The sequence below is a fragment of the Terrabacter sp. NPDC080008 genome (genome assembly GCF_040702505.1).
Classification (GTDB): Bacteria; Actinomycetota; Actinomycetes; order Actinomycetales; family Dermatophilaceae; genus Terrabacter.
The window spans coordinates 377,597-393,528 of record NZ_JBFBLC010000004.1; the positions used below are offsets into that span (position 1 = coordinate 377,597).

General features: G+C 70.1%; 13 protein-coding genes. All 13 read left to right on the forward strand.

Translation table 11 applies throughout. The features are described from left to right. Positions 1–7 precede the first annotated feature (7 nt). From AB0316_RS14280 to nuoN, 13 genes are read left to right on the forward strand one after another with little or no spacing between them, the layout of a single operon-like run. Positions 8–562: an NADH-quinone oxidoreductase subunit B family protein gene (locus AB0316_RS14280; protein ID WP_366273682.1), complete on the forward strand. Its 555-nt coding sequence runs from the start codon at positions 8–10 to the stop codon at positions 560–562. Then, a complete protein-coding gene (locus AB0316_RS14285; protein ID WP_366273683.1) occupies positions 559–1,377 on the forward strand; it encodes an NADH-quinone oxidoreductase subunit C in 819 nt (272 codons plus the stop codon). The genes AB0316_RS14280 and AB0316_RS14285 overlap by 4 nt, the downstream gene beginning before the upstream one ends. Continuing rightward, a complete protein-coding gene (locus tag AB0316_RS14290; protein WP_366273684.1) occupies positions 1,377–2,765 on the forward strand; it encodes an NADH-quinone oxidoreductase subunit D in 1,389 nt (462 codons plus the stop codon). Before AB0316_RS14285 ends, AB0316_RS14290 begins: the two co-directional genes overlap by 1 nt. Beyond that, on the forward strand, positions 2,762–3,523 hold the full coding sequence (gene nuoE / locus AB0316_RS14295) for an NADH-quinone oxidoreductase subunit NuoE (protein ID WP_366273686.1): 762 nt from the start codon (positions 2,762–2,764) through the stop codon (positions 3,521–3,523). The genes AB0316_RS14290 and nuoE overlap by 4 nt, the downstream gene beginning before the upstream one ends. Next, positions 3,520–4,863, forward strand: a complete 1,344-nt coding sequence (gene nuoF / locus AB0316_RS14300) for an NADH-quinone oxidoreductase subunit NuoF (RefSeq protein WP_366273687.1) — start codon at positions 3,520–3,522, stop codon at positions 4,861–4,863. Before nuoE ends, nuoF begins: the two co-directional genes overlap by 4 nt. Then, on the forward strand, positions 4,860–7,343 hold the full coding sequence (locus tag AB0316_RS14305; RefSeq protein ID WP_366273688.1) for an NADH-quinone oxidoreductase subunit G: 2,484 nt from the start codon (positions 4,860–4,862) through the stop codon (positions 7,341–7,343). Before nuoF ends, AB0316_RS14305 begins: the two co-directional genes overlap by 4 nt. Continuing rightward, a complete protein-coding gene (gene nuoH / locus AB0316_RS14310) occupies positions 7,340–8,767 on the forward strand; it encodes an NADH-quinone oxidoreductase subunit NuoH (protein WP_366273689.1) in 1,428 nt (475 codons plus the stop codon). The genes AB0316_RS14305 and nuoH overlap by 4 nt, the downstream gene beginning before the upstream one ends. Beyond that, positions 8,760–9,614 (forward strand): NADH-quinone oxidoreductase subunit NuoI, encoded by an 855-nt coding sequence (nuoI, locus tag AB0316_RS14315; RefSeq protein ID WP_366273690.1) that lies wholly within the window; start codon positions 8,760–8,762, stop codon positions 9,612–9,614. The genes nuoH and nuoI overlap by 8 nt, the downstream gene beginning before the upstream one ends. Further along, positions 9,611–10,399 (forward strand): NADH-quinone oxidoreductase subunit J, encoded by a 789-nt coding sequence (locus AB0316_RS14320; protein ID WP_366273691.1) that lies wholly within the window; start codon positions 9,611–9,613, stop codon positions 10,397–10,399. The genes nuoI and AB0316_RS14320 overlap by 4 nt, the downstream gene beginning before the upstream one ends. Continuing rightward, the gene (nuoK, locus tag AB0316_RS14325) at positions 10,396–10,695 is read left to right on the forward strand and encodes an NADH-quinone oxidoreductase subunit NuoK (RefSeq protein WP_045186985.1); all 300 of its coding nucleotides are present in this window, start codon (positions 10,396–10,398) and stop codon (positions 10,693–10,695) included. The genes AB0316_RS14320 and nuoK overlap by 4 nt, the downstream gene beginning before the upstream one ends. A 15-nt stretch (positions 10,696–10,710) precedes the next feature. Then, positions 10,711–12,696: an NADH-quinone oxidoreductase subunit L gene (nuoL, locus tag AB0316_RS14330; RefSeq protein ID WP_366273692.1), complete on the forward strand. Its 1,986-nt coding sequence runs from the start codon at positions 10,711–10,713 to the stop codon at positions 12,694–12,696. Positions 12,697–12,716: 20 nt separating this feature from the next. Then, entirely contained in the window at positions 12,717–14,318 is a 1,602-nt protein-coding gene (locus tag AB0316_RS14335; protein ID WP_366273765.1) for an NADH-quinone oxidoreductase subunit M, read from the forward strand. Continuing rightward, positions 14,315–15,928, forward strand: coding sequence for an NADH-quinone oxidoreductase subunit NuoN (nuoN, locus tag AB0316_RS14340; RefSeq protein ID WP_366273693.1), 1,614 nt, complete (start codon positions 14,315–14,317; stop codon positions 15,926–15,928). The genes AB0316_RS14335 and nuoN overlap by 4 nt, the downstream gene beginning before the upstream one ends. Positions 15,929–15,932 lie beyond the last annotated feature (4 nt).

The following is a 15,932-nucleotide window of genomic DNA, read 5'->3' on the forward strand; positions in this document are numbered from 1 at the left end:
GTAAGCAATGGGTCTCGAAGAGAAGCTCCCGTCCGGGTTCCTGCTCTCGACCGTCGAGGGCCTGGCCGGCTACATGCGCAAGGCCTCGATCTGGCCCGCGACCTTCGGCCTCGCGTGCTGCGCCATCGAGATGATGGCCGTCGGCACCCCCGACTACGACATCGCCCGCTTCGGCATGGAGCGCTTCTCGGCGACGCCGCGCCAGGCCGACCTGATGATCGTGGCCGGCCGCGTCAGCCAGAAGATGGCCCCGGTCGTGCGCCAGGTCTACGACCAGATGCCCAACCCCAAGTGGGTCATCGCGATGGGCGTCTGCGCGAGCTCGGGCGGCATGTTCAACAACTACGCGATCGTGCAGGGCGTCGACCACATCGTCCCGGTCGACATCTACCTGCCCGGCTGCCCGCCACGGCCGCAGATGCTGCTCAACGCGATCATCGAGCTGCACCACCAGATCGAGACCTCGCCCCTCGGCGTCAACCGCGAGGAGGCCGCCAAGGCGGCCGAGGCCGCCGCGCTCTCCGCGACGCCGACGCACCAGATGAAGGGCCTGCTGGCATGAGCGACGCCGCCGAGCCCGGCGAGGGCACCGAGAAGGGCAACGAGAAGAAGGACGCCGCGCCCGCGGTGACCGCCGACACCACCAAGACGCAGAGCTCGGGCCTCACGCCGCACGAGGTCGAGGTCCGCCAGGACGCCGCAGCGGGCTTCGAGCCCGAGGTCGTCGGCGTGCGCCACGGCATGTTCGGCGTCACGCAGGGTGGCGACACCACCGGCTACTCCCGCCTGCAGCGCCCGATCCTCATCGCCGGAGCGGCCTCGCGCCCCTACGGCGGCTACTTCGACGAGATCGCCGACAACCTCGAGCGAGGCCTCGTCGGCGGCAGCGCCTCCTACGCGGAGGCCGTCGAGCGTGTCGTCATCGACCGCGGGGAGATGACGATCCGCGTGCGCCGCCAGCACCTGCCGGCCGTGGCCCGGGTGCTGCGCGACGACCCGTCGCTGCGCTTCGAGATCTGCACCGGTGTGTCCGGGGTGCACTACCCCGAGCGCACCGGCGAGGAGCTGCACGCGGTCTACCACCTCCTGTCGATCACCCACGGTGGCAGGCGGGTCCGGCTCGAGGTCACCTGCCCCGACGACGACCGCCACATCCCCTCGATCGTCTCGATCTACCCGGCCAACGACTGGCACGAGCGCGAGACGTGGGACATGTTCGGCATCGAGTTCGACGGCCACCCGGCCCTCACCCGAATCCTCATGCCCGACGACTGGCCGGGCCACCCGCAGCGGAAGGACTACCCCCTCGGCGGCATCCCCGTCGAGTACAAGGGGGCCACGGTCCCGCCGCCGGACCAGCGGAGGTCGTACAACTGATGAGCACCCACACCGAGTTCACCCAGACCGAGGTGCCCGAGCACGGCGCCAACGACATCTACGCCACGTCGACCGCCGACGAGCAGGCCAGCGAGGGCGCCCACGTCTTCAACGCCTCCGGTGGCGACTGGAACGACCTCGTCGACGAGGCGACCTCGCTCGGCGAGGAGCGCATCGTGGTCAACATGGGTCCCCAGCACCCGTCGACGCACGGCGTGCTGCGCCTGATCCTCGAGATCGACGGTGAGACGGTGACCGAGGCCCGCGCGGGCATCGGCTACCTCCACACCGGCATCGAGAAGAACATGGAGTACCGCAGCTGGGTGCAGGGCGTCACGTTCTGCACGCGCATGGACTACCTCACGCCCATGTTCCAGGAGGCGGCCTACTGCCTCGCCATCGAGAAGCTGCTCGGCGTCACCGAGCAGATCCCCGAGCGCGCCAGCGTCATCCGCGTGCTCATGATGGAGATGACGCGCATCAGCAGCCATCTGATCGCCCTCGGCACCGGTGGCATGGAGATGGGCGCGACGACCGTCATGACCGTCGCCTTCCGTGAGCGCGAGCGCCTGCTGCGCGTCATCGAGATGATCACCGGCCTGCGCATGAACAACGCCTACATCCGCCCCGGCGGTGTGGCCCAGGACCTGCCGCCCGGCTCGATCGACGCGCTGCGCGAGATGGTCCCGCAGGTCCGCCGCGGCCTCGGTGAGCTCGAGGCGCTGCTCAACGAGAACCCGATCCTCAAGGGCCGCACCGTCGACGTCGGCGTGCTCGACCTCGCCGGCTGCATGGCCCTGGGCATCACCGGCCCGGTGCTGCGCTCGACCGGCCTGCCGCACGACCTTCGCAAGCTCGACCCCTACTGCGGCTACGAGACGTACGACTTCGACGTCATCACGCGCACGAGCCAGGACGCCTACGGCCGCCTGCGCATCCGCATCGACGAGATGTACGAGTCGCTGAAGATCATCGAGCAGGCCACCGACCGCCTCCAGGACAACCCCGGTCCGGTCATGGTCGAGGACAAGAAGATCGCCTGGCCGGCGCAGCTCGCGCTCGGCAGCGACGGCCTCGGCAACAGCCTCGACCACATCCGCGAGATCATGGGCAGCTCGATGGAGTCGCTCATCCACCACTTCAAGCTCGTCACCGAGGGCTTCCGCGTCCCGCCGGGCCAGGTCTACCAGGCCGTCGAGTCCGCCAAGGGCGAGCTCGGCTGCCACCTGGTCTCCGACGGCGGCACCCGCCCCTACCGGGCGCACTTCCGCGACCCGAGCTTCAACAACCTGCAGGCCGTGGCCGCCATGTGCGAAGGCAGCCAGATCGCCGACGTCATCGTCGCCGTGGCCTCGATCGACCCCGTCATGGGAGGTGTGGACCGATGAGTGCTGGCCACGACGCCTCGGGCTTCCTGCACGTGAGCCCCGAGTCGAAGGCGCCGTATGCCGCCGACGTCCTCGAGCGCCTGCACGCGGATGCCGCCGAGGTCATCGCCCGCTACCCACAGAAGCGCTCGGCGCTGCTGCCGTTGCTGCACCTCGTGCAGTCCGTGGACGGCTACGTCACGGGCCGCGGCGTGGCGTTCTGCGCTGAGGTCCTCGACCTCACCGAGGCCGAGGTCAGCGGCGTCGCGACCTTCTACACCCAGTACAAGCGCCACCCCAACGGCGACTACACCGTCGGGGTCTGCACCAACACGCTGTGCGCGATCATGGGCGGCGACCTGATCTTCGACCGCGTCTCCGAGCACCTCGGCATCGGTCACGACGAGACCACCGAGGACGGCAAGATCACCCTCGAGCGCCTCGAGTGCAACGCCGCGTGCGACTACGCGCCGGTGGTCATGGCCAACTGGGAGTTCTTCGACAACCAGACCCCCGAGAGCACGATCGGCCTCGTCGACGACCTGCGCGCCGGCAAGGACGTGACGCCGACCCGCGGCGCCGCGAAGGTCTGCACCTTCAAGGAGGTCTCGCGGGTGCTCGCCGGCTTCGAGGACGGCCGCGCCGACGAGGGCGTGGGCGCCGGACCGGCGTCGCTGCTCGGCCTCAAGATCGCCAACGAGCGCGGCTGGGCCGCGCCGGGTGCACAGCGGGCACAGAGTGCCCCGAGTGCGAAGGCAGACGGGAAGGACGCGAAGTGACCGACACCCTGACCCCCATCCTCACGAAGTTCTGGGACGACCCGCAGTCCTGGACCCTCGCGACCTACGAGCGCCACGACGGCTACAAGGCCCTCACCAAGGCGCTCGAGATGGAGCCGCAGGCGATCATCGACGCCGTCAAGGACTCCAGCATCCGCGGTCGTGGTGGCGCCGGCTTCCCGACCGGCATGAAGTGGTCGTTCATGAGCCCGCCCGACGGCGGCCCGCGCTACCTCGTCGTCAACGCCGACGAGTCCGAGCCGGGCACGTGCAAGGACGTCCCGCTCATGATGGCCAACCCGCACGCGCTCATCGAGGGCGTCATCATCTCCTCGTACGCCATCGGCTGCGAGCACGCCTTCATCTACCTCCGTGGTGAGGTCGTCCACGTCTACCGCCGTCTGCTGCGCGCGGTCGAGGAGGCCCGCGCCGCGGGCTACCTCGGCACGAACGTCGGCGGCAAGGGCGTCAAGGTCGACATCACGGTGCACGCCGGCGCCGGCGCGTACATCTGCGGTGAGGAGACGGCGCTGCTCGACTCGCTCGAGGGCCGCCGCGGCCAGCCGCGCCTCAAGCCGCCGTTCCCCGGTGCGGCCGGCCTCTACGCCCGCCCCACATCGGTGAACAACGTCGAGTCCATCGCCTCGGTTCCCGGGATCATCCTCGAGGGCTCCGACTGGTTCAAGGGCATGGGCACCGAGAAGTCCACGGGCTTCGGCATCTTCAGCCTCTCGGGCCACGTGGCCAACCCCGGCCAGTTCGAGGCGCCGCTCGGCATCACGATGCGTGAGCTCATCGACCTCGCCGGCGGCATGCGTGACGGCCGCAAGCTGAAGTTCTGGACGCCCGGTGGCTCCTCCACCCCGATCTTCACCGACGAGCACCTCGACGTCCCGCTCGACTTCGACTCGGTCGCCGCGGCCGGCTCGATGCTCGGCACCCGTGCGCTGCAGGTCTTCGACGAGACGGTCTCGGTCGTGCGCGCCGTCGCGCGATGGACCGACTTCTACGCCCACGAGTCGTGCGGCAAGTGCACCCCGTGCCGTGAGGGCACGTGGTGGCTGCGCCAGATCATGAACCGCATCGAGAACGGCCAGGGCACGCAGGACGACATCGACAAGCTGGTCGACATCTGCGACAACATCCTCGGCCGCAGCTTCTGCGCCCTCGGTGACGCCGCGACCAGCCCGATCACCTCGGCCGTGCAGTACTTCCGCGAGGAGTTCGAGGCCGGCATGCACACGCCCGCCCACGAGCTGTTCCCGCCGGAGAAGTCGGTCCTCTTCCCCGTCCAGGCACAGGCCCAGTCCAAGGAGTCCAGCGGGATGGTGTCCGCATGACCGTCACGAGCTCCCCGTCCGCGGGCGGCAACGCCGTCGACAAGGGCGGCAACGCCCAGATCCCGGCGAACCCCGACCACGTCAGCCTGACGATCGACGGCGTGCCCGTCAGCGTGCCCAAGGGCACGCTCGTGATCCGGGCGGCCGAGGAGGTCGGGATCGAGATCCCGCGCTTCTGCGACCACCCGCTGCTCGACCCGGTCGGCGCGTGCCGCCAGTGCCTCGTCGACGTCGCCATGCCCGACCGCGAGGGCAACGTCCGCCCGATGCCCAAGCCGCAGGCCTCGTGCACGATGACGGTGTCCGAGGGCATGGTCGTCAACACCCAAAACACGTCCAAGGTCGCCGACAAGGCGCAGCAGGGCGTCATGGAACTGCTGCTCATCAACCACCCGCTCGACTGCCCGGTCTGCGACAAGGGCGGCGAGTGCCCCCTGCAGAACCAGGCGATGAGCGCCGGCCGCCCGGTGTCGCGCTTCGAGGACGTCAAGCGCACCTACCCCAAGCCGATCAACATCTCCTCGCAGGTGCTGCTCGACCGTGAGCGCTGCGTGCTCTGTGCCCGCTGCACGCGCTTCTCCGACCAGGTGGCCGGTGACCCGTTCATCGCGCTCGTCGAGCGCGGTGCGCTGCAGCAGATCGGCATCTACGAGGACAAGCCGTTCGAGAGCTACTTCTCGGGCAACACCGTCCAGATCTGCCCGGTCGGCGCCCTCACCGGTGCCGCCTACCGCTTCCGCAGCCGCCCGTTCGACCTCGTGTCGACGCCGTCGGTGTGCGAGCACTGCGCGAGCGGCTGCGCCATGCGCACCGACCACCGCCGCGGTGTCGTGCTGCGACGCCTCGCGGACGAGGACCCGCAGGTCAACGAGGAGTGGAACTGCGACAAGGGCCGCTGGGCGTTCACCTACGCCACGCAGCCCGACCGAATCGACCTGCCGATGGTCCGCGACGAGAGCGGTGAGCTCCGCGTCGTCGGCTGGCCCGAGGCCCTCGCCGCCGCCGCTGCCGGACTCTCCCGTGCCAAGGCGGCCGGCGTGCTCGTCGGTGGGCGCGTGTCGGCGGAGGACGCGTACGCGTACGGCAAGTTCGCGCGCGTCGTCCTCGGCACCAACGACGTCGACTTCCGCGCCCGTCCGCACTCGGCGGAGGAGGTCGCCTTCCTCGCCGAGCACGTGGCTGCCACGGGTCCCGAGGGCGGCGCCGTCACCTACGCCGACCTCGAGAAGGCGCCCGCGGTCGTGCTCGTCGGCTTCGAGCCCGAGGACGAGAGCCCCATCGTCTTCCTGCGCCTGCGCAAGGCGTTCCGCAGGAACAAGACGCGGGTGTATGCCGTCGCGTCCCACGTGACGCGCGGCCTCGAGAAGATGGGCGGCACGCTCATCCCGACGGTTCCGGGTCACGAGGGGGCTGCCCTGACCGACCTGGCCGGCACGCCGGTCGGCGCCGCGGCCCGCGAGGCCCTGGGCGCCGGCGGCATCGTGCTCGTCGGCGAGCGCCTCGCCACCTCGCCGGGGGCCCTCGCCGCCGCGGCCGAGCTGGCCACGACGACCGGTGCCCGCCTCGCGTGGGTGCCGCGCCGTGCGGGGGAGCGGGGTGCCCTGGAGACCGGTGCGCTCGGCGCCCTCCTGCCCGGTGGCCGTCCCGTCTCCGACGCGTCCGCGCGGGCTGAGGTCGCCCGACTGTGGGACGTCGACCAGGTCCCGGCCACGCCGGCCCGCGACACGGCCGGCATCCTCGCGGCCGCCGCCTCCGGTGACATCGAGGCGCTGCTCGTCGGCGGCGTCGACCCGTCCGACCTCGGCGACCCGGCCGCTGCCGCCGCGCTCGAGAAGGCGTTCGTCGTCTCGCTCGAGCTGCGCGAGTCGCCGGTCACCGCCGTCGCCGACGTCGTGCTGCCGGTGGCCTCGCAGGCCGAGAAGACCGGCACCTACGTCAACTGGGAGGGCCGCGTCCGCGCCTTCGACGAGGCGCTCGACACCAACAAGGTCAGCGACCACCGCGCCCTCGACATGCTCGCGAGCGAGATGGGCGTCTTCCTCGAGACCCGCACCCAGCGTGAGATCCACGCCCAGTTCGAGGCTCTCGGCCCGTGGGGCGGGGCCCGTGCCACCGGCTCCCCGGCCGGCCAGCGCGCGGCCGCGGCCCCCGCCGGTGAGGGCGACTTCGTCCTCGCGTCGTGGTCCACGCTGCTCGACGCCGGTCGGATGCAGGACGGCGAGCCGTTCCTCGCCGGCACCGCGCCGCTGCCGGTCGCCCGCCTGTCGGCCTCCTCGGCCGCCGAGCTCGGCCTCGTCGAGGGCGACGAGGTGACCGTCACCGGCCCGGCCGGGCACGTCACGCTGCCGGCCCTCGTCACCGAGGGAATGGTCGACGGCGTCGTCTGGCTCCCGACCAACTCGCGACTCTGCTCCGTCCGCACCGGCCTCGGCACCGACGCCGGCGGCCGCGTCCACGTCACGAAGGGTGGTGCGGCATGAGCCTCGCCGCGACCGCATACGGGCTGGCGGCTGCGCTGCCCACGGCCCTGCCCACGACCGAGAACCCCGCGGCCGACTTCAGCGACACCCCGTGGTGGATCGCGCTGATCAAGGCCGTCGGCATCTTCGTCTACCTGCTCATCTCGACGCTGCTCGTCATCTGGTTCGAGCGCCGCGTCATCGGCCGCATGCAGCAGCGCCCCGGGCCCAACCGCAACGGCCCCTTCGGCCTGCTGCAGACCCTGGCCGACGGCATGAAGTCGATGCTCAAGGAAGACATCACGCCGGCCAACGCCGAGAAGCTCATCTACACCGCCGCGCCGCTCATCGCCGCGACGATGGCGTTCGTGTCGTTCGCGATCATCCCGCTCGGCGGCACCGTCTGGATGTTCGGCCACCACACGCCGCTGCAGGTCACCGATGTGCCCGTGGCCGTGCTGCTCGTGCTCGCCGTCGCCTCCGTCGGCGTCTACGGCATCATCCTCGCGGGCTGGAGCTCCGGCTCGACCTACCCGCTGCTCGGTGGCCTGCGCTCGACCGCCCAAGTCATCAGCTACGAGATCGCCATGGGCCTCTCGCTCGTCGCGATCTTCCTCTACAGCGGGTCGATGTCGACCTCGGCGATCGTCTCGGCGCAGAGCTCGCTCTGGTACATCCTCCCGGCGTTCTTCAGCTTCGCCGTCTACCTCATCACGATGGTCGGCGAGACCAACCGCCTGCCGTTCGACCTCGCCGAGGGCGAGGGCGAGCTCACCGGTGGCTTCCACACCGAGTACTCCTCGATGCGCTTCGCGATGTTCTTCCTCGGCGAGTACGTCAACATGTTCACCGTCTCGGCCCTGGCCACCACCCTGTTCCTCGGTGGCTGGCAGGCCCCGCCGATCATCTCGGCGATCAACGACAACATGTTCGGCGGCGGCTGGTGGGGCCTGCTGTGGTTCACCGCCAAGCTGTGGCTCTTCATGTTCGTCTTCGTCTGGCTCCGCGGCTCGCTGCCGCGCGTGCGCTACGACCAGTTCATGCGCTTCGGCTGGAAGTTCCTCATCCCGATCACCCTCGCGTGGGTCGTCGCGGTCACCTTCATCCGCGGCGCGCAGCTCGGCTTCCTCGGTGACAGCAAGCTGACCATCGCCGGGCGTGAGCTGTCGGTGGCGACCGTCGTCATCGTCAGCATCGTCGCGGTGATCGCCCTGGCGGCAGCCTGGATCTGGGACGACCGCCGCGCCGCCCGCGCCGCCACCGAGGAGGAGGCGCCGCCGGAGGAGATCGACCCGTTCGCGGGTGGCTACCCGGTGCCGCCGCTGCCCGGCCAGCGCCTGGCCGAGCCCACCCCGCGCCTGGCCGCGACCCGCCAGCCGGTCCTGACCGGCAGCACGACCAGCTCGACCAGCTCGAGCACCGCCAAGGAGGAGGACCATGGCTGACGACACCGTCGGCAAGGACGTGTCGCCCCAGAGCCCGGCCGGCCGGCCGGGCTCCGAGGTGGGCACGCCGCGCGAGCAGCGATCCGCCAAGGACGAGCGCAGCAAGGGCTTCCTGTCCGAGCTCTTCGCCCCGGTCGCCGGCTTCGGGGTGTCGTTCGGCACGATGTTCCGCAAGGTCGCGACCGAGGAGTACCCCGAGAAGCCCCGGCCCACCGCGCCGCGCTTCCACGGGCGCCACCAGCTCAACCGTCACCCCGACGGCCTCGAGAAGTGCGTCGGGTGCGAGCTGTGCGCGTGGGCGTGCCCGGCCGACGCGATCCTCGTCGAGGGCGCCGACAACGACGACACCCCGCTCGACCAGGGTGGCAAGGGCCGGTTCAGCCCCGGCGAGCGCTACGGCCGCGTCTACCAGATCAACTACCTGCGCTGCATCTTCTGCGGCCTGTGCATCGAGGCCTGCCCGACGCGCGCCCTGACGATGACCAACTTCTACGAGCTGGCCGACAACGACCGCGGCAAGCTGATCTTCACCAAGGACCAGCTCCTGGCGCCGCTGCAGGGCGGGATGCTGCCGCCGCCGTTCCCGATGGCCGACGGCATGGAGGAGCGCGACTACTACCAGGGCAAGGTCACGGGCCACACCGACGCGCAGCAGGCGTACGTCGACGCCCGCGACGCCCGCACCGACGACGAGGACTTCGAGGCCTCCGACGCCGACGAGGTCCCCTCGGTGACCGGTGACGCGGGCCGCCCCGGCAACGCCGGGGCCGCGGTGCCAGGGGCCCACGACCTCGTGCACTCGGCGAACCCCACCGCAGCACAGACCAGGGAAGGGGCCAACCCGTGACCTCCACCGCCGAAGCCGTCGGCTTCTGGCTGCTCGCCCCGCTCGCCGTCATCGCGGCCCTGGGCCTGCTCTTCGCCAGGAAGGCCGTCCACGCAGCCCTTGGCATGGCCGTCGTCATGGTCATCCTCGGGGTCTTCTACATCATGCAGAAGGCCGACTTCCTCGGCATCGTGCAGGTGTTCGTCTACACCGGCGCCGTGATGATGCTCTTCCTCTTCGTCCTCATGCTCGTCGGCGTCGACTCGTCCGACTCGGTCGTCGAGACGATCAAGGGCCAGCGCTGGGCCTCGTTCCTGCTCGTCATCGGCCTCGCCGGGGTGCTGATCTTCTCGATCGGCCAGGTCGTCGTCGACCAGTCGAGCGTGCAGGCCGGCATGGACAAGCTCGAGGCGAGCAACGCCGACACCGGCAACATCACCGGCGTGGCCGAGCTGATCTTCGGCCAGTACGTCTGGATCTTCGAGGTCACCTCCGCGCTGCTCATCACGGCCGCCCTCGGCGCCATGGTCCTCGCGCACCGCGAGCGGCTGTCGCCGAAGGTCACGCAGGCCGAGTGGGCCGCCCGCCGCGTCCGCGAGAACAAGAACGTCGCGGGCCTGCCGGCCCCCGGTGTCTACGCCCGCCACAACGCGGTCGACACCCCGGCGCTGCTGCCCGACGGCACGCCGAGCGACCTGTCCGTCTCGCGCGTTCTCGTCGCGCGCGACCAGGTCGCCACCGCCGACGGCTTCAAGGACGTCGAGCGCCACATCGAGCGAGAGATCGAGGAGGGTCGGTCCAAGTGAGCCCGATGCACTACGTCTACCTCGCGGTGCTGCTCTTCGCGATCGGCGCGGCCGCCGTGCTGACGCGACGCAACGCGATCATCGTCTTCATGGGCGTGGAGCTCATGCTCAACGCGACGAACCTCGCCCTCGTCACCTTCTCCCGGATGCACGGCGCCCTCGACGGGCAGGTCATGGCCCTGTTCGTCATGGTCGTCGCAGCCGCGGAGGTCGTCGTGGGCCTCGCCATCATCATGGCGATCTTCCGCGCCCGCCGCTCGGCCTCGGTCGACGACGCCAACCTGCTGAAGCTGTAAGGAGCGCCGCCCAGAATGGGAACTCTCGTCCAGACGCTCGCGAGCTCGCCGAGCACGCTGAGCACGTATGCCGCGGGGCTCGCCGCGCACGAAGGTGAGGCGCACGCCGCGACCGGGGTGACGGCATACGCGTGGCTCCTCGTCGCGCTGCCGCTGCTCGGCGCCGCGGTCCTGCTCCTCGGCGGCCGTCGCACCGACAAGTTCGGGCCCATCCTCGCGACCGCCCTCTCCTGGGGCGCCTTCGTCGTCGGCGCGATCGTCTTCTTCGCGATGCTGGGGCGCAGCTCCGACGCGCGGCCGGTCAACGTGAACCTCTACCAGTGGATCACCGACGGCTCGTTCAAGCTGAGCGCGGGCCTGCTCGTCGACCAGCTCTCGATCGTCTTCGTGCTGCTCATCACCTTCGTCGGGTCGCTCATCCACGTCTACTCCATCGGCTACATGGAGCACGACCCCGACAAGCGGCGCTTCTTCGCCTACCTCAACCTCTTCGTCGCGGCGATGCTGCTGCTCGTCCTGGCCAACTCCTACCTGCTGCTCTACGTCGGCTGGGAGGGCGTGGGCCTCGCGAGCTACCTGCTCATCGGCTTCTGGAACTACAACCCGGCCTACGCGACGGCGGCCAACAAGGCCTTCATCGCCAACCGCGTCGGTGACTTCGGCCTGTCCATCGCGATCATGATCATGTTCTTCCACTTCGGCGCCGTGGACTTCCAGACGGTGCTCGGTGCGGCCGGCAGCAGCGCCAACCAGGGCTTCATGACCGCCATGGGCCTGATGCTGCTGCTCGGCGCCTGCGGCAAGTCGGCGCAGTTCCCGCTGCAGAGCTGGCTCGGTGACGCCATGGCCGGCCCGACGCCCGTCTCGGCGCTCATCCACGCCGCGACCATGGTCACCGCCGGTGTCTACCTCGTCGTGCGCTCCGCGCCGATCTTCGAGGCCGCCCCGAACGCTCAGCTGGTCGTGGTCATCGTCGGCGCGATCACGCTTCTCTTCGGTGCGATCGTCGGCTGTGCCAAGGACGACATCAAGAAGGCCCTGGCGGCCTCGACGATGAGCCAGATCGGCTACATGATGCTCGCCGCGGGTCTCGGCCCGGTCGGCTACGCGTTCGCGATCTTCCACCTGCTGACGCACGGCTTCTTCAAGGCCGGGATGTTCCTCGGCGCCGGCTCGGTCATGCACGGCATGAACGACCAGGTCGACATGCGCCGCTTCGGTGGGCTCTCCGGTGCCATGAAGATCACCTGGGTCACCTTCGGCCTCGGCTGGCTCGCGATCCTCGGCGTCCCGCCCTTCTCCGGCTACTGGTCCAAGGACAAGATCATCGAGGCGGCCTTCATCGGTGACGGCTGGCGGCCCTGGGTCTTCGGCCTGGCCGCCCTCATCGGCGCCGGCATCACCGCCTTCTACATGTCGCGCCTGTTCTTCATGACCTTCCACGGCAAGAAGCGCTGGACCGACGACGTGCACCCGCACGAGTCGGGCCTGCTGATGACGGTCCCGATGATGGTCCTCGCGGTGGGCTCCGGCCTGCTCGGCCTGATCCTCGGCTTCAACAACGGCATCGTCCACTGGCTCGAGCCGGTGACCGGGGCCGAGCCCGACAACGTCGAGCCGGTGCTGTCCGCCCCGATCCTCGTCGTGGTCACCCTGCTGCTCGTCGCCGCCGGCATCGCGCTCGCCTGGATGCGCTACTGGCGCGACGACGTGCCCGAGCGGGCCCCGGCAGGTCGCCTCGCCACCCGCGCCGCCCGCCAGGACCTCTACCAGGACCAGGTCAACGAGGCCCTCCTCATGCGACCCGGTCTCCACCTCACGCGTTCGCTCGTCTTCGCCGACAGCAAGGGCGTCGACGGCGCGGCCGGTGGCCTCGCGGCCCTCGTCGGCGGGACCAGCTCGCGCCTGCGCAGGCTGCAGAACGGCTTCGCGCGCTCCTATGCCCTGACGATGCTCGCGGGCGTCGTCGCCATCCTCGGTGCACTCTGGGTGATCTCCTGATGACGACTGTGTCGACCACCATGTCCGCCACCCCGTGGCTGACGATCCTCATGCTCGTGCCGCTCGTCGGCGCGCTGCTCGTGGCGTTCCTCCCCGGCACCGTGGAGAACGCCAAGCGGATCGCGCTCGGCTTCTCCGTCGTGACGCTGGTCATCGGGATCGTCGCGGCCACCACGTTCGACCGCTCCTCGAGTGCGCAGTTCCAGCTCGGTGAGCAGCACGCGTGGATCCCGCAGTTCGGGGTCAGCTACGCGCTCGGCGTCGACGGCATCGCGCTCGTGCTCATCCTCATGGCGCTCGTGCTCACGCCCGTCTGCCTGCTGGCGGCGTGGCACGACGTGCCCGTCGTCGAGGGGCCCCGCGGCACGCAGCGGGTCAAGACGTACTTCGCGCTGCTGCTCGTGCTCGAGACGTTCATGGTCGGCGTCTTCGCCGCCACCGACGTGTTCCTCTTCTACGTCTTCTTCGAGGCCATGCTCATCCCGGTCTACTTCCTCATCGGGCGCTTCGGCGGCCCGCGCAGGCAGTACGCCGCGATGAAGTTCCTGCTCTTCTCCCTGGCGGGCGGCCTCATCATGCTCGTCGCCGTCATCGCCCTCTACTTCCAGGGCCCCGGTGGCAGCGAGGGCTTCCTCATCTCGCGCCTCACCGGCCTGTCCATGGACGCGACCACCGAGCGGCTGCTCTTCGTCGGCTTCTTCCTCGCCTTCGCGGTCAAGGCGCCGATGGTGCCGTTCCACACCTGGCTGCCGGACGCCGCCACCGAGTCCTCGCCCGCGACGGCCACGCTGCTCGTCGGCGTGCTCGACAAGGTCGGCACCTTCGGGATGATCCGCTTCTGCCTCCAGCTCTTCCCGGAGGCGAGCCACTGGGCGACGCCCGTCGTCGTGGCCCTCGCGGTCCTCTCGGTGATCTACGGCGCGCTGCTCGCGATCGGCCAGACCGACATGATGCGCCTGGTCTCCTACACCTCGGTCAGCCACTTCGGCTTCATCGTGCTGGGGATCTTCGCCTTCACCAACGTCGGCCAGGGCGGCTCGACCCTCTACATGGTCAACCACGGCTTCTCCACCGCGGCGCTCTTCCTCTTCGCGGCGATGCTCGTGCGTCGCCGGGGGAGCAAGCGCATCCCCGACTTCGGTGGGTGGCAGCGCATCACCCCGGCCCTCGCCGGCATCTTCCTCATCGCGGGCCTCTCGGGCCTGGCGCTGCCCGGCCTGTCGAGCTTCGTCTCCGAGTTCCTCGTGCTCGTCGGCAGCTTCTCGTCGCAGCCGGTCGGCACCGTCATCGCGACGGCGGGGATCATCCTGGCGGCGCTCTACATCCTGTTGATGTACAAGAAGGTCGCCACCGGGCCGCGTCCCGAGGGCCTCGTGAGCGCCCGCGAGCACGACCGCCTCGACGAGCCGGGCCGCCGCGGCCTGACCGCCGTCCGCGACCTGACCTCGCGCGAGAAGCTCGTCGCCGTCCCGCTGATCGCCGCGTTCCTGGTCCTCGGCTTCGTGCCGAACCTCGCGCTCGACGTCATCAACCCGGCCGTCGACAGGACCCTGTCGTACGTCCAGCACGCCGTCCCCACCATCAACCCGGCCGGCACCATGGCCGAAGGGAGCTCGAAGTGACCGCCGTCGCTCCGCTGGCGCTGCCCGCGCTTCCCGCAGCGTTCCAGCAGTCGAACGTCGAGTACCTCGCGGTCCTGCCGCTGCTCATCGTCTTCGTCGTCGCCCTGATCGGCGTGCTCGTCGAGGCCTTCGCGCCCCGCGGGCGCCGCCACGTCATCCAGGTGACGCTGGCGGTCGTGGGCCTGCTCGCCGCCGCCGCCTCCATCTTCCTGGCGGCCGACCACCAGGGCCTGACGATGGGCCTGACCGACGGCGCGACCGGGCACCAGCTCTTCGCCCTGGCGATCGACGGTCCGGCGCTGTTCATGCAGGGCACGATCCTGCTGCTCGGTGTGCTCGGGGTCCTGACGATGTCCGAGCGCTTCGGCGGCGTCGGTCCCGACGCGTTCACCCCGAGCGGCGCCTCCACGCCCGGCTCGGCGACCGAGACCGCGGCGGCTCGCGCGGGCGCGCTGACCTCCGAGGTCTTCCCGCTGACGATGTTCGCGATCTTCGGCATGATGCTCTTCCCGACCACGAACGACCTCATCGGCATGTTCGTGGCCCTCGAGGTGCTCTCACTGCCGCTCTACATCCTCTCGGGCCTCGCCCGTCGCCGCCGCCTGCTCTCGCAGGAGGCCTCGCTCAAGTACTTCCTGCTCGGCGCGTTCAGCTCGGCCTTCTTCCTCTTCGGCACGGCCCTGCTCTACGGCTACGCCGGCTCGGTGTACTTCGGCGACCTGTCCCGGGCCATCTCGAGCGGCCCGCTGGCCATGAACGGGCTGCTGCTGCCGGGCGCGTTCCTCGTCTTCGTCGGCCTGCTCTTCAAGGTCGGTGCGGTGCCGTTCCACGCGTGGACCCCTGACGTGTACCAGGGCGCCCCCACGCCGGTCACCGGCTTCATGGCCGCCTGCACGAAGGCCGCGGCGTTCGGCGCGATCCTGCGCCTCGCCTACGTCGGCCTCGACACCGCCCGCTGGGAGTGGACCAACGCGCTGGTCATCGTCGCGCTGCTGACGATGGTCGTCGGGTCCGTGCTGTCCGTCACGCAGACCGACATGAAGCGCCTGCTGGCGTACTCCTCGATCGCGCACGCCGGGTTCATCCTCGTCGGCGTGCTGGCCTTCGACCGCAAGGCCGTCGGCGGGGTGCTCTTCTACGTCGTCGCCTACGGCTTCGCGACGATCGCGGCCTTCGCCATCGTCTCGCTGGTGCGCCAGAACGGCGCCGAGGCCACGCACCTGTCGCAGTGGGCCGGCCTCGGTCGGCGCCACCCCGTCGTGGCGAGCGCCTTCGCCTTCCTCATGCTCGCCTTCGCCGGCATCCCGCTCACGTCGGGCTTCGTCTCGAAGTTCGCCGTCTTCGCGGCGGCGGTCGGGACGGGCGGCGCGACGGGCACGGTCCTGGCCGTCGTCGGTGTGGTCTGCAGCGCCATCACGGTCTTCGTCTACGCCCGGGTCATCGTCCTGATGTTCTTCAGCGAGGCACCCGACGACGGGGTCGAGGTCGTGACGCCGTCGGTGTCGACGACCTTCTCCATCGCCATCGGCACGCTCGTCACCCTGGCGCTCGGTATCGTGCCGTCGGCGCTGCTCGACCTCGCCGACCGCGCGTCGCAGTTCGTGCGATGACCAC